The sequence below is a fragment of the Clostridium tyrobutyricum genome (assembly GCF_019144085.1).
GTDB lineage: Bacteria > Bacillota > Clostridia > Clostridiales > Clostridiaceae > Clostridium_B > Clostridium_B tyrobutyricum_A.
In genome coordinates this window covers 1-13505 of record NZ_JAHHUY010000018.1, presented here as the reverse complement: position 1 = coordinate 13505, position 13505 = coordinate 1, and the positions used below count along the sequence as shown (strand labels likewise).

General features: G+C 29.2%; 14 protein-coding genes, 4 tRNA genes and 1 other annotated feature. Of the genes, 3 read left to right on the top strand and 15 right to left on the bottom strand.

Features of this window, described 5'->3' with window-relative positions; genetic code table 11:
* Positions 1 to 123 precede the first annotated feature (123 nt).
* From KM800_RS09255 to KM800_RS09195, 13 genes are all read right to left on the bottom strand, one after another.
* The gene (locus KM800_RS09255; protein WP_217812829.1) at positions 124 to 1050 is read right to left on the bottom strand and encodes a methylenetetrahydrofolate reductase; all 927 of its coding nucleotides are present in this window, start codon (positions 1048 to 1050) and stop codon (positions 124 to 126) included.
* Between the two features lie 142 nt (positions 1051 to 1192).
* Positions 1193 to 3109 (bottom strand): threonine--tRNA ligase, encoded by a 1917-nt coding sequence (gene thrS, locus KM800_RS09250; protein ID WP_217812828.1) that lies wholly within the window; start codon positions 3107 to 3109, stop codon positions 1193 to 1195.
* 66 nt (positions 3110 to 3175) lie between these two features.
* Positions 3176 to 3429, bottom strand: a binding site (T-box leader).
* Positions 3430 to 3495: 66 nt separating this feature from the next.
* The gene (gene ytxC / locus KM800_RS09245) at positions 3496 to 4362 is read right to left on the bottom strand and encodes a putative sporulation protein YtxC (protein WP_217812827.1); all 867 of its coding nucleotides are present in this window, start codon (positions 4360 to 4362) and stop codon (positions 3496 to 3498) included.
* 169 nt (positions 4363 to 4531) lie between these two features.
* Positions 4532 to 4720: a hypothetical protein gene (locus KM800_RS09240; RefSeq protein ID WP_217812826.1), complete on the bottom strand. Its 189-nt coding sequence runs from the start codon at positions 4718 to 4720 to the stop codon at positions 4532 to 4534.
* A gap of 306 nt (positions 4721 to 5026) precedes the next feature.
* Positions 5027 to 5437, bottom strand: coding sequence for a hypothetical protein (locus KM800_RS09235; RefSeq protein ID WP_217812825.1), 411 nt, complete (start codon positions 5435 to 5437; stop codon positions 5027 to 5029).
* 65 nt (positions 5438 to 5502) lie between these two features.
* Entirely contained in the window at positions 5503 to 5892 is a 390-nt protein-coding gene (locus KM800_RS09230) for a hypothetical protein (RefSeq protein WP_217812824.1), read from the bottom strand.
* Between the two features lie 379 nt (positions 5893 to 6271).
* Positions 6272 to 6345 (bottom strand) — tRNA-Cys (locus KM800_RS09225).
* Positions 6346 to 6351: 6 nt separating this feature from the next.
* Positions 6352 to 6426 (bottom strand) — tRNA-Gly (locus KM800_RS09220).
* Between the two features lie 7 nt (positions 6427 to 6433).
* Positions 6434 to 6509, bottom strand: a tRNA-Phe gene (locus KM800_RS09215).
* A 73-nt stretch (positions 6510 to 6582) separates the two neighbouring features.
* Positions 6583 to 6658: transfer RNA gene (locus tag KM800_RS09210), tRNA-Val, on the bottom strand.
* Between the two features lie 174 nt (positions 6659 to 6832).
* Positions 6833 to 7720: an Hsp33 family molecular chaperone HslO gene (hslO, locus tag KM800_RS09205; protein WP_217812823.1), complete on the bottom strand. Its 888-nt coding sequence runs from the start codon at positions 7718 to 7720 to the stop codon at positions 6833 to 6835.
* A gap of 1 nt (position 7721) precedes the next feature.
* Entirely contained in the window at positions 7722 to 8471 is a 750-nt protein-coding gene (locus KM800_RS09200) for a class I SAM-dependent DNA methyltransferase (protein WP_217812822.1), read from the bottom strand.
* Positions 8472 to 8483: 12 nt separating this feature from the next.
* A complete protein-coding gene (locus KM800_RS09195) occupies positions 8484 to 8747 on the bottom strand; it encodes a small, acid-soluble spore protein, alpha/beta type (protein WP_217812821.1) in 264 nt (87 codons plus the stop codon).
* 346 nt (positions 8748 to 9093) lie between these two features.
* Here KM800_RS09195 and KM800_RS09190 point away from each other — a divergent pair, with 346 nt between their 5' ends.
* The 3 genes from KM800_RS09190 to dapB all read left to right on the top strand — a co-directional run bounded on the left by KM800_RS09190 (position 9094) and on the right by dapB (position 11888).
* On the top strand, positions 9094 to 10086 hold the full coding sequence (locus KM800_RS09190) for an aspartate-semialdehyde dehydrogenase (protein ID WP_217812820.1): 993 nt from the start codon (positions 9094 to 9096) through the stop codon (positions 10084 to 10086).
* 56 nt (positions 10087 to 10142) lie between these two features.
* Positions 10143 to 11027, top strand: a complete 885-nt coding sequence (gene dapA, locus KM800_RS09185) for a 4-hydroxy-tetrahydrodipicolinate synthase (RefSeq protein WP_217812819.1) — start codon at positions 10143 to 10145, stop codon at positions 11025 to 11027.
* Positions 11028 to 11132: 105 nt separating this feature from the next.
* The gene (gene dapB, locus KM800_RS09180; RefSeq protein ID WP_217812818.1) at positions 11133 to 11888 is read left to right on the top strand and encodes a 4-hydroxy-tetrahydrodipicolinate reductase; all 756 of its coding nucleotides are present in this window, start codon (positions 11133 to 11135) and stop codon (positions 11886 to 11888) included.
* Between the two features lie 109 nt (positions 11889 to 11997).
* Here the strand turns inward: dapB and KM800_RS09175 are convergent, their stop codons facing one another.
* The gene (locus KM800_RS09175) at positions 11998 to 13137 is read right to left on the bottom strand and encodes a pyridoxal phosphate-dependent aminotransferase (protein WP_217812817.1); all 1140 of its coding nucleotides are present in this window, start codon (positions 13135 to 13137) and stop codon (positions 11998 to 12000) included.
* A gap of 12 nt (positions 13138 to 13149) precedes the next feature.
* A complete protein-coding gene (locus KM800_RS09170) occupies positions 13150 to 13407 on the bottom strand; it encodes a TIGR03905 family TSCPD domain-containing protein (RefSeq protein ID WP_217812816.1) in 258 nt (85 codons plus the stop codon).
* Between the last annotated feature and the right edge of the window lie 98 nt (positions 13408 to 13505).

The window sequence follows — 13505 nt, the reverse complement described above, 5'->3', positions numbered from 1 at the left end:
AGATGGAAACAAATCCTATGCTCTATTAAAAACTCTATCTGTAAGTTCAACCAAATAAACATAAAAAGCACTATGGATTCACTCCAAAAGTGCTTTTTATATAATAATACAAAATATTTATATCTATTTTAATCTCTTTTCAATTATTGATTTTATATCTTTAACCAATTTTATTGAAGCTTCAATTTCAACTTTTCTAATTGACAAACTTTCAATATTAAATCCAACTGGTATATCCTTCTCCAATGCAAAATCCAATAATTCTTCAACAATATTCTCTGATAAAGATACTGATTTATGCAATATATCCTGTGAATTCATAAGATCATTTTCCATCCATTTGGGAACATTTATTCCAAGCCATTTCATGAATTGCAATGTTTTTTTAGATCCACAAGGTGTAATAGTAAATATTATAGGTTTCATCTCAATATTATTATTTTTACAGTAATAATAATAATCCGATAAAAAATTCTTGGAATTTTCCAGATTATATATTACCTGTGAGACGAAAAATTTGCATCCTTTACCTACTTTATTGATTATTCTCATATGTTCATCTTTATGAGTCACATGTCTTTCAGGTATTACAACTCCACCTAAAATTAAATTTGGATTTAATTGTTCACTTATTCTATATGCTTCAGATAATTTCAGCTTAACTCCCTGTTTACTAGAAGATGCTCCAACAAATACAGAAAATCTATCGCTATCTTTATCAGATTTTATCCATTTTGAAAACTGATTTTCATCATATTTTCCTACACATCTGTATATAATTTTAGGAACAGCTAAATTCTTTAAATACTCCTCGTTATACAAATCTGGATCCAATGTTTCAATAAAAGGAAATGGCCTCTTTTCTTTCTGTCTGTCAATTTCATCTTGAATATCATAAATAATTAGACCATCTACATCAATGTTCTTTATCCGCTCTACCTGTTTTTGAGAAATTTCTACAATTTTTTGATGCAAATTGTTTAATTTTGGCGGTGTTATTGCATATGTTATTATTCCAGTTTCTCTATTCAATATTTTATCTTTAAGCATTCATTATCTCCTTAAAAAATAGTTTGATATTTATAATAAATTATACTATATAACAAAAATTTTTTCACCAATAAATGCCTCTACTAATTCTGCTATTATATTTCATGTTTAAGTGCTTAATAATTGTCAGGTAATTTTCCATTTACATAATATCTTTTGCCTTGGTATCTATTTCTTCCTTTACTTTAGAAATAAAATCATCAATTGCAAATGTTCCTAAATCTCCATCTTTTCTACTTCTAACTGAGATATTTCCTTCATTTACTTCCTTATCTCCTATTACAATCATATATGGAACCTTCTGCATTTGAGCTTCTCTTATCTTATATCCTATCTTTTCATTTCTTAAGTCGGACTCCACTCTAATATCATTCTCTTTTAATTTGTCTACTAAATTACCTACATAATCCAAATGTGAATCAGTTATATTCATTACTTCAACTTGTACTGGTGCAAGCCAAACCGGGAATGCTCCAGCATAGTTTTCTATTAAAATTCCTATAAATCTTTCTATAGATCCAAATACAACTCTGTGCAGCATAACTGGTCTGTGTTTTTCTCCATCTGATCCTATATAAGTCAAGTCAAATCTCTCAGGCATCTGGAAATCCAATTGAACAGTTCCGCATTGCCATGTTCTTCCTATAGAATCCCTCAAATGGAAATCTATTTTAGGACCATAGAAAGCTCCATCCCCCTCATTTACCTTATAAGAAAGTCCTCCAGCTTCCAATGCAGATTTCAATCCTTCAGTTGCAGCATTCCAATCTTCATCACTTCCCATGGAATCATCAGGTCTTGTAGACAATTCAACAAAATATTCAAATCCAAATACATTGTAGAAATTATCTATAAGTTTTATTACTTTAAGAAGTTCATCTTTAATCATATCTTTAGTTACAAAAATATGTGCATCATCCTGAGTAAAGCATCTAACCCTCATAAGTCCGTGAAGAGCTCCTGATTTTTCATGTCTGTGCACAATTCCCATTTCACCATATCTTATAGGAAAGTCTCTATATGAATGTATCTTGTTTTTGTAAACAAGTATTGAACCAGGGCAATTCATTGGCTTTATGGCATAATCTTCATCATCTATTTTTGTGAAATACATATTGTCTTTATAATGATCCCAATGGCCTGATTCATGCCAAAGTTTTTCATTTAATATAATTGGAGTCATTATTTCATCATAACCAGCTTTTCTATGAACTTCTCTCCAATACTGTTGAAGAGTATTTCTTATTACCATTCCCTTTGGATGGAAAAATGGGAATCCAGGTCCTTCCTCATGAATACTGAACAAATCCAATTGTTTTCCTAATTTTCTATGATCTCTCTTTTTAGCTTCTTCCATCATATTCAGGTAATCTTCAAGGTCCTTTTTCTTTTCAAATGCAGTTCCATATATTCTCTGAAGCATTTTATTTTTTTCATTTCCACGCCAGTATGCTCCTGCAATGGAAAGTAGTTTGAATGCTTTTACCTTTCCTGTTGATGGTAAATGTGGTCCTGCACAGAGATCAACAAAATCACCCTGTTTATAAAAAGATATAATCTCATCTTCCGGTAAATCTTCGATTAATTTTACTTTATATGGCTCATCCTTTTCCTTCATCAATTTTATTGCTTCATCTCTTGGAAGCTCAAATCTTTCCAATTTCTCATTTTCCTTAACTATTTTTTTCATCTCAGCTTCAATTTTTTCAAGAAGTTCAGGAGTAAATGAGAACTCTGCATCCAAATCATAATAGAATCCATTATCTATAGATGGTCCTATAGCCAATTTTACATCTGGATACAATCTTTTTACTGCTTGCGCAAGTATATGAGATGCAGTATGTCTTAATATCTTCTTGCCTTCATCATCTTCAAATGTCAATATCTCCAGTTTACATTCTTCGTCCACTGTCTGCATTAACTCTACAACTTTTCCATTTAATTTAGCTCCTAAAGCTTTTTTCCCTAAAGATATGCTAAGTTTAGAAGCTATTTCCGTTACCTTTGATCCCTTCTCAACTTCAATTGTTTTTCCATCTTTTAAAAATATTTTTATCATTTCTTTTTCCTCCTTCTATAAAGTAACTGGAACTACTAAATCCAATCAAAAAAACTCCTCCCATAACCATGGGACGAGTCGCCGTGTTTCCACCCAAATTAACAATAGCTACAAACTTCAACTGATAATAAAAATACTATTGCCATCTCTATATCTTTAACGCAGATTTACGAAAATGCTTACTAAAAAATATAATATATAAATTCAGCATTTGACTCAAAGGTGGTTTTTCAATAAATATTGCTTAAAAACCTCTCAGCTAATAAGTTTTTATCTCTTGAAACAATATTTTACCTACTTTTCCTTTTCATTGTCTTGGTTTATTCTATTATTTTATTATTCAAACATACATATGTCAATAACTAATTATAAAATATTACTTATTTTTAAACATTGCAGCTGTTATAAAATTTTACCCTGTCAGTAAAAACTTTCTGTATGGTATCTATAATCTCACTATTTCTGCAGTTTTCTACTGAATGTATACATATATTTTGTGGTGAATTAGTAATTAGAACACTTATAAGTAAATCTTCTGAGCTAACATCCTTATCAGTTTTAAACTCTGTCAATTCATTAAACAACTTATTTGTTATATCTATTCCCTGCTCATTTCTGACAATATAATCTCCATTATCTTCTATAACTATATCCATATATTCTATTTTGCTTTCCTGAATTTCCACAAAATATTTTAAAAGTTTTATAAACTCATCATATTCTTTTTCTACCATATACTTTTCTACTACTTTATCAATTATATTTTTCAAATCACTTAAAGTATTTTTCATCCTAAATGCTATAAATCCTTCAATATTTATATTATTAGATTCTCTCATACAATCTATTATTTCTTCCAATATATTATTTTTTTTATTTATACAGTAAATAGAATTTTCATCTATAATAGATATATCCCCCATAAGTAAATTATAACTTTCATTCTTCATATTATCTATTTCATCATTTTGAAGGAAAAAATAATTTTCCTGTAAGAATAAATCTATTTCCTTTTTATAAAATTCCTTTACTATTATTCCATATACTATATTAGCTATTTGTATATTAAATATATTAGCTAATCTTTTATTCAATTCACAATCACTATATATCTTTAGGAAGTGAGTACCAGACTCCATACTTTCAGATACACCAATATTTATATTTTTTTGTTTGAAATATTGTTTTAAAAATTTTACTCCATTTATTATATCCTCTCTTTCATTATTATAAATTAGATTTAATAGTGGCATTTTCTACACTCCCTTCCAAAATAGTATGTGTTGAAAGAAAATTCATATTCAAAATTTATTTGTCAAATTTCGACAAACTTATTTCTCATAGATTAGCTTCTATCAATATTATATTTATAGGTTTAAAAAATTGTACATAATTGTTATGGAAGGTATATTAATATAAAATCTAAAAATTATCTTTATTTAAAAATAGTATACAGTCTTCTTTATTTCTAAATTCTCTTGTAATTACTTTTCCTGTACAATTATCTATGGCTATCCATAATCCTCCATCCTTACTTATAAACTTTCCCAATGGTCTGTATAAGTTCATTATTCTAAGTGATGCTATATGATCCACTTCTTTTATATTCATAAAAATTCCTCCAAATATTTTAATGTCTCAATATAATTATTGACAATTATAATTTATTTTTAAAAATTAAAAAGAGCTCCTTACGAGCTCTTAATCATTTCAATAATTGTATTATATACTATTTTGAAATTATATATCCATCAAAATACAAAGATATTCCATCATAATTATGTTTATTTAGTTTAATATACTTTTCTTTTTTTAAATTTTCAGTTTTTTCAATATATTGTTTGGATGAATATTAATCCATAACATATCATTTAATAAAATCATCTTAGAAATTAATGCAGAATTTAATTAAATAGTTTATGATCTATTTAGGAATTTTTTCTTTTCATTACATACATTAAACACTCTTATCATATAACGATTTGTTACAAAATATAGTATTATTGTAAAAGCAATTACCACCGAAATAACTATGGGAAGCTTCAAAATAAGACTAGCAAATATAAGAATTATATCAATTGTTATACACAATTTTAATAATTTTTTTCTTGCCCTATTTAATACATTTTCATTGTATTTTACAAGCAAGTCTTTATATGCTCTAATTTCGTCTATACTGTACGTCTTGATTTTATTTTTATTATAATATAGATTATCAAGACAAATCTGTTTTGCATGACAGTCCTCAGCTTTATCGGAACATTTATCTTTATTGGAGAACTTATCATTTTTAATAATTCCGATCAATTTTTTAAACGATAAATCCATAATAGACACCCCTTTTTAAATACATTATAGCATCTATTGGATTTTTTTACCATATAAGCCTTAGCTTAATAATTTATTAGTTTTCTCTTTTCCAGTTCTTTTATCAATTTATTATATTTTGCCGTTTCCTTGATAAATTCATCTTTATTTTGTAGTATCAAATCAACTTCTATATTATTTCTCAATCTTTCTATATTTCTAACTAAATACTCATCATCGGATAACCATTCATATATTTTCATTTCACCGCTATTCATCTTAGTTTCCAACTGTTTATAATTCAAACAAATATTAAACCATTTTGATAAATACTTATCAATTATAAAGTTAATATTATTATACTTTTTTTTGTTTATAATGAACAAATCAGACTTTCTATATTTTGATTCTATCCAAACCTTTGAACCATTTTCAATTCTTATAATATCATCAAGATTATATACTTCTCCTTTCATATGCTCACCCTCTTATTATTAATATACTTTTATTGTAATCCTTTTCCAGAATAAATTCAAATTATATATAAAAAATATCAATTTAATATATAATTATAAATGAGATTATATTAACTATAAATATTGCTTTTTATTATAAGAAAAAACAAGTACTGGTTTATCACCAGTACTTGTTTTTTATCTGTTTATAATAGGGGGAACTATTATTTTTTTATTTTCTCTAAGTTATTTTCTTAGAACACTTATTATTATATGTGGTTTTTGTTACAACTTAATGTCATATTTATTAATTGTTTGTGAACACATGAGTTTAGTTTAACTTATAATTATTTATAAAATATAAAAGCTCCTGAAACTTTAACAGTTTCAAGAGTTTTTCTGGAGGCGCCACCCAGATTTGAACTGGGGATAAAGGTTTTGCAGACCTCTGCCTTACCACTTGGCTATAGCGCCATATAATGGAGCGGAAGACGAGATTCGAACTCGCGACGTTCACCTTGGCAAGGTGACGCTCTACCACTGAGCCACTCCCGCATAATGATGGTGGCCAGACCAGGAATCGAACCAGGGACACGAGGATTTTCAGTCCTCTGCTCTACCGACTGAGCTATCTGGCCAACTTAAAACAGGTCAGAATTAATCCAAGTCGTGAACTAAATAATTGAAAGCCAATTAAATAAGCAAATACTTTGGTGGGCACAACAGGGCTCGAACCTGTGACCCTCTGCTTGTAAGGCAGATGCTCTCCCAGCTGAGCTATGCGCCCAAGACATTCGCTAATACTTTACTAATTCGCAACTTGTTTTCCGCTGCAACAATTAACATTATATATGCTCAATTATATATTGTCAATACTTTATTTTAATTTTTTCTACAATTAACCTTTTAGTATTTATAAAGCATTTATTGCATTAATTTATTAACAAATGTCCTTTTTATTTTAGTTGTTGTTAATATAATTTAACAGTTTTCCAATTTGTTCATGAGTAAACTTATAAGCTTTATTACAAAAATTACACTTTAATTCTTCTGTCTTTCCTTCTTCATATATTTCACTTAAATCTTTAACTCCTATACTTATAAGTGCTCTTTCAACTCGCTCCCTTGAACAATCACATTTATAACACGGTTGCATTTCATCTAATATATTCAAGTCCATTCCCTCAAAAATGCTCTCTATTATCTTTTGACCATCCATTCCACTACTTATCATATCTGTTACAGAGGGTATATTCTTTAATTTATTTTCCAATAGGGCAACAGTATCTTCTTGTACCCCTGGCATCATCTGTATTATAAATCCTCCCGCTGCCATTATAGTAAGATCTGTATCTACAAGAACACCAAGTCCAACTGCAGATGGAGTCTGTTCTGAAACGGTAAAATAATAGGCAAGATCATCTCCTATTTCTCCTGTAACTATAGGTACTTGACCGGCATATGGCTCTTTTAATCCCATATCCTTTATTACGGACAGATTTCCATTTCCTCCAATGGCACCTCCAACGTCCAATTTTCCCTTACTATTTGGAGGAAGATCTACTGATGGATTTCCTATATATCCTTTTACACTTCCATCTGGATGACCTACCACAATTACGCTCTTAGCTTCTCCACCTCCTGCTATTTTAATGGTCAAACTGTCTTTTTCGGATTTAAGCATTGTACCCATCAAACTACCTGCTGTAAGCATTCTTCCAAAAGCAGCTGCAGCTGTAGGTGCACATTCATGCATCTTTACTCCTTTATTTACTAAATTTGTCGTAGTAGCTGAAATTATCCTAACAGTATTGTTATTTGCCATGGCTCGTACTATTTTATCTTCCATATCAATTATTCTCCTTTTTATTCACTACATAAACTATTCTTTCGGAATTTAATTTTGGAACCTTGTCACTGTAATTGTCTAATTTTTTCAGGACTTGAAAACCACATTTTGAAAGAATATCTTCCAATTGTTCACACTTGTATGCTCTTTCACTGTGATGTTCATCAAATCTTCTGTACAGTTGTCCTTCTTTAATAAAAAAAGTAAGATACATATCCACAATCTCATTTTCTAAATTATTATCCCATATATAGGTTATATTATCATCATCATAATCATATATATTATTTCCTAGTACTTCTGTTATTTTATAATAGGAATTTATATCAAATATAAATATACCATTAGGTTTTAAATGTTTAATTACTGATTTAAAATATTTTGTCAGTTCTCCATCTTCAATAATATAATTTGTGCAATCAAGGCAGCATGTTATCAAATCGAATTGTCTATTCAGATTCAATTCAGTCATATTTTGACATATCAATTTAACTTTTAGTTTTTTATCTATAAACTTTTCCTCTGCTTTTGTAAGCATATCGCTGGATAAATCTACACACCATGAACTTTTAAAATTGGGCACAATTTTCTCAGTAAGGTTTCCAGTACCACATCCTATATCCAAATAGTCTTTATTATCAATATTATTCTCTTTACAAACTTTCATTATTGTATTGAACCAAAGTTCATAGTTTATATCATTGTTTATTAAATCATCATATATATATGCAAAATTATTATAACAATCCATATCTCTAATAAATTAATTATCCTTTCTTTGATTTTTCAGTATGATTTCATTTTTAGGTATATTAAGTTGTTTTTTTCGTTTTGCCATCATTCCTCCAATTCTACCAGTCTCTTCAGAAGTCAACCCGCTCCATCCCTGTTCATTCACTTTATCTTTAAGTCCCAACTCATCGGCAATCTCATATTTTAATTTTTCTCTCAATTCTTCAGCTGCTGTAAGTTTTTTATTAGCCTTGAGTTTAGCCTTTATTATTTTTTTTAATGGTGTTTTTGACATATTTAACCCTCCACAGTTTTATATAAAGTATTTTTTCCTGAAAAGTGATATTTATACTTATATTCACTATTTTAAGGGTTAACTTTTTAACATCATCTGTTATAATTGTAAAAAGAACAAAAATATAGAGTTATTTAAATTATAACATTAATTTTTATATTTAGTGATATGAAATTTTAATTATAAATATTCAATATTGACTACATAAAAACATATTAATTTTCAATTATTTAAAATTTTAGTGTAAAATTTTTAGTATATGTGTACATATGCTATTGAATAGCACAGTTATTTAAAATATAATTAATAATTATAACTTATAATAAATACTAAGGAGTGGTAATTAATGGATTGCAATGTAGCAGTAGTAGGCTGCACAGGAATGGTAGGAAGAACATTTATCAAAGTTTTGGCGGAAAGAAATTTTCCAATAAAAAATTTATATTTATATGCTTCTTCTAAATCATCAGGTAAAGTATTAAAATTTAAAGGTAAAGATTTTACTGTGGAAGAATTAAAAGAAGATAATATAAAAAATAAAAAAATAGATATAGCTTTATTCTCTGCAGGTGCTTCTGTAAGTAAAGAATATGCACCTATATTTGCGCGCTATGGAGCAGTTGCAATTGACAATAGCAGTCAGTGGAGAATGGACAAGGATATACCTCTAGTTGTACCTGAAGTAAACCCTGAAGATATAGAATGGAACAAGGGAATAATAGCAAACCCTAACTGTTCTACAATACAGGCTATGCTTCCACTTAAGGCACTTCAGAAAAAGTACGGAATAAAGAGAATAGTTTATTCAACTTATCAAGCAGTATCAGGTGCTGGTGTTGGTGGATACAATGATCTACTTGAAGGATATAAAGGTGTCTCTCCTAAAAAATTTCCATATCCTATAGCTGGAAATGTACTTCCTCATATAGATGTATTCCTTGATAATGGATACACAAAAGAGGAAATGAAGATGATAAATGAAACAAGAAAAATACTTCATGATGACAATTTAAAAATAACTGCTACTACTGCAAGAGTTCCAGTTTTTTATGGTCACAGCGAAAGTATAAATATAGAATTGGAAAATAAATTTGAAATAGAAGATGTATTTAAATTATTTGAAAATACAAACGGATTAATTGTAAAAGATGATGTTAAAAATTTAGTATATCCAATGGCCGTTGATGCTGCTGGACATGATGAAGTTTTCGTTGGAAGAATCAGAAAAGATTTTAGTGTTGAAAATGGATTGAACTTATGGGTAGTTGCTGATAACATAAGAAAAGGTGCGGCATCAAATGCAGTAGAAATAGCAGAATGCATAATTAAAAACAAATAGCTGCAATTTGAATATAATATTATATAAATAATAAAATTAGAACGAGGTGTGTTTTTATGAGTTTATTTAAAGGCTCAGCAGTTGCAATTATTACACCATTTAAAAGTGATGGATCTGTAGACTTTAAAAAGTTGGAAGATCTTATAGAATGGCACATACAGTCAGGAACCAAAGCTATAGTCGTGTGTGGAACTACCGGTGAATCCTCAACTATGACTGTAGAAGAGGATAAGTCCACTATAAAATTTACTGTAGACAAGGTAAACAAGAGAATACCTGTAATAGCTGGTACGGGCAGTAATTGTACTTCCCATGCAGTATCTATGAGCCAATGGGCTGAAAGCATAGGTGTCGATGGACTTCTTGTAATTACTCCTTACTACAATAAGACTACACAAAAGGGACTTATAGAACATTTTAAAGCTGTAAATGATGCTGTAAAGGCTCCTATAATTCTTTACAATGTGCCTAGCAGAACCGGCCTGAATTTAGCACCAAAAACTCTAGAAAAATTATGTGATTTAGAAAATATAGCTGCTATAAAAGAGGCTAGTGGTGATATAAGTCAAATTGCCTACATGAAGGCAATTTGCAGGGATAAAATAGATATATATTCTGGAAATGATGATCAGACAATTCCAATTTTAGCTTTAGGTGGAGTTGGAGTTATATCTGTGGCAGCCAATATAGTTCCCGCTGATATGGAAAAAATGTGTGAACTATTCTTCAAAGGAGATACTGAAGGTGCTCTAAAACTCCAACTTGATTTATTTTCCCTTATTAAAGCACTATTTATAGAAACAAATCCTATTCCTATAAAGACAGCTTTAAATCTTCTAGGCAAAAATGTTGGAAATTTAAGACTTCCACTTTGCAACATGACAGATGGAAATCTTGACATACTAAAAAATGAATTAAAGAATTATGGGCTTTTAAAATAATTGCAATTGAATATTTTATATCTTGTGTTTAACGTGAAAGATTTAAATCTTTCACGTTAAATTCTTCATGTAAACTAAAATAAAATTATAGAGGTGTATAAATCAATGGTTAAAATTATATTAAATGGATGCAATGGCAGAATGGGTAAAGTCATATCTAAACTAGCAAGTACTATTGATGATGTATCAATAGTTGCAGGTATTGATAGAAATTCTGAAAAATCCAATTATCCAATTTTTGCATCCATATCAGATTGTAATATATCCGCAGATGTAATTTTGGATTTTTCAAGACCTGATGCATTAGATTCATTAATTGAATATGGAAAAGAAAATAATATTGGAATAGTATTTTGTACTACTGGATACAGCGATGAACAAATAAAAAAGATAAATGATCTTTCTAAAATACTTCCTATATTTAGATCTGCAAATATGTCTATAGGAATAAATGTAGTAAACAATATATTAAAAAATATAAGCTCACTGCTTTATAAAAATTTTGATATAGAAATAGTGGAAAAACATCATAACCAAAAAGTTGACTCTCCTAGCGGTACTGCTATCTTACTTGCAGACACCATAAAAGATGCAATTCCAGACAATATTGAATTTGTAAATGGACGTGAAGGTATTAAGAAAAGAGTTCATAATGAAATAGGAATTCATTCTATAAGAGGTGGAAGCATAGTTGGAGAACATGAAATAATATTTGCAGGACAGGGTGAAACTATAGAAATAAAACATACTGCAATTTCAAGGGAAGTTTTTGCCATTGGTGCTTTAAAAGCTTGTGAATTCATGTATAAAAGAAATGCCGGCCTATACAATATGGATAACGTTATTTCAAATAGCAAATAACAATTGTTATTTATCAATGCACAGTTTACGATTAATAAGGATTTTTCGGCATAATCTGAAAAATCCTTATTATTTTGCCACAAGCAAAATTTCATTAATTGTGAACCGGTCAAATCCATTTTTCTATTCTATCTGCCGCCGACTTAAGCTTATCCATATTTGATGCATATGATATTCTTATGTACCCTTCCCCACCTTTTCCAAAAGCAGAGCCTGGTACAATTGCTACTTTGGCCTCTTTCAAAAGCATTTCACAGAATTTATCACTTTTTATATTGAATTTTTTTATAGATGGAAACATATAAAAAGCACCCATAGGCAAATTAACATCGAAATTCATCTTTTTAAGCCTATTATAAAGATAGTCCCTTCTTTTTATAAACTCATTTCTCATATATTCTACATCCTGCATACAATTTTTAAGTCCATAGAAAGCTCCCCATTGAACGATTGACGGAGCACAGGATACATTATATTGATGAACTTTCATTATTTCATTCATAAACTTATTTTCGGCACATACATAACCTATTCTAAGTCCTGTCATAGAAAATATCTTAGAAAATCCACCTACAATTATAACTTTACTTTTTAAATCTCCAAACTGAGCTATAGAATAATATTTATCATCAAAACATAGAGCAGCGTACATTTCATCACTTACAGCAATAATATCATTATCCAAAATAATCTTATGTAATTTTATGCCATCTTCTCTAGAAAGTATTGCACCTGTAGGATTACATGGATATGAGATAACCATAATTTTAGGATGTTCCTCTTTGATTATCCTCTCTAAATAGTCAAAATCAACAGAAAAATCCTCTTTTAAACTGTAATTTATGATCTGACCACCTAGTATCTTTACACAACTTTCATAAGCGGGATAAGCAGGTGTTGGTATAAGTACTTTGTCATTCTTATTTATAAGTGCAGTAAAAACATCCATTAACCCTTCACTGCCACCTATTGTAAGACATATTTCCTCGCAATTATATTCTATTCCCATGCTTTTTAGATAAATGGATATCTCATCTCTAAGTTCAACAATACCTGCATTTGAGGTATATGAGGTTTTATTTTGCTCTATGGCCTCTATCATGGCATTTTTTATTCCAGAAGGTACATTGAAGTCAGGTTGTCCAAGAGTGAGAGATATAGCATCTGGATACTTTTGTACCTTGTTATAGAATTTTCTTATACCGGATATCTCTATATTTTGTACATTTTTAGATGTTAAATCATTCAAATTTTATTCCTCCTAGGCATGCTGTTTATTTAAAACCATACTACTTACAGCTTCTGCAAATTGATCCGGACATGAGGTTTCCTTTCCATTACATGAAATTCCCTTTAATCTCTTTGCCGCTTCTTCTACATTCATGCCTTCTATAAGTCTTGAAATTCCCTGAAGGTTTCCATTACATCCTCCAACAAAACTTACATGAGTAATTTTATTATTAACTACATCAAAACTTATTTTTCTTGAGCACACGCCCTTTGGTATATAATTATACATCGTCATCATCCTATCAAATATTTATATAAATTTATTATATATAATATATAAAACTTATACAAGAACTCATATAAAAAACTTCAATTCGTAATATAAAA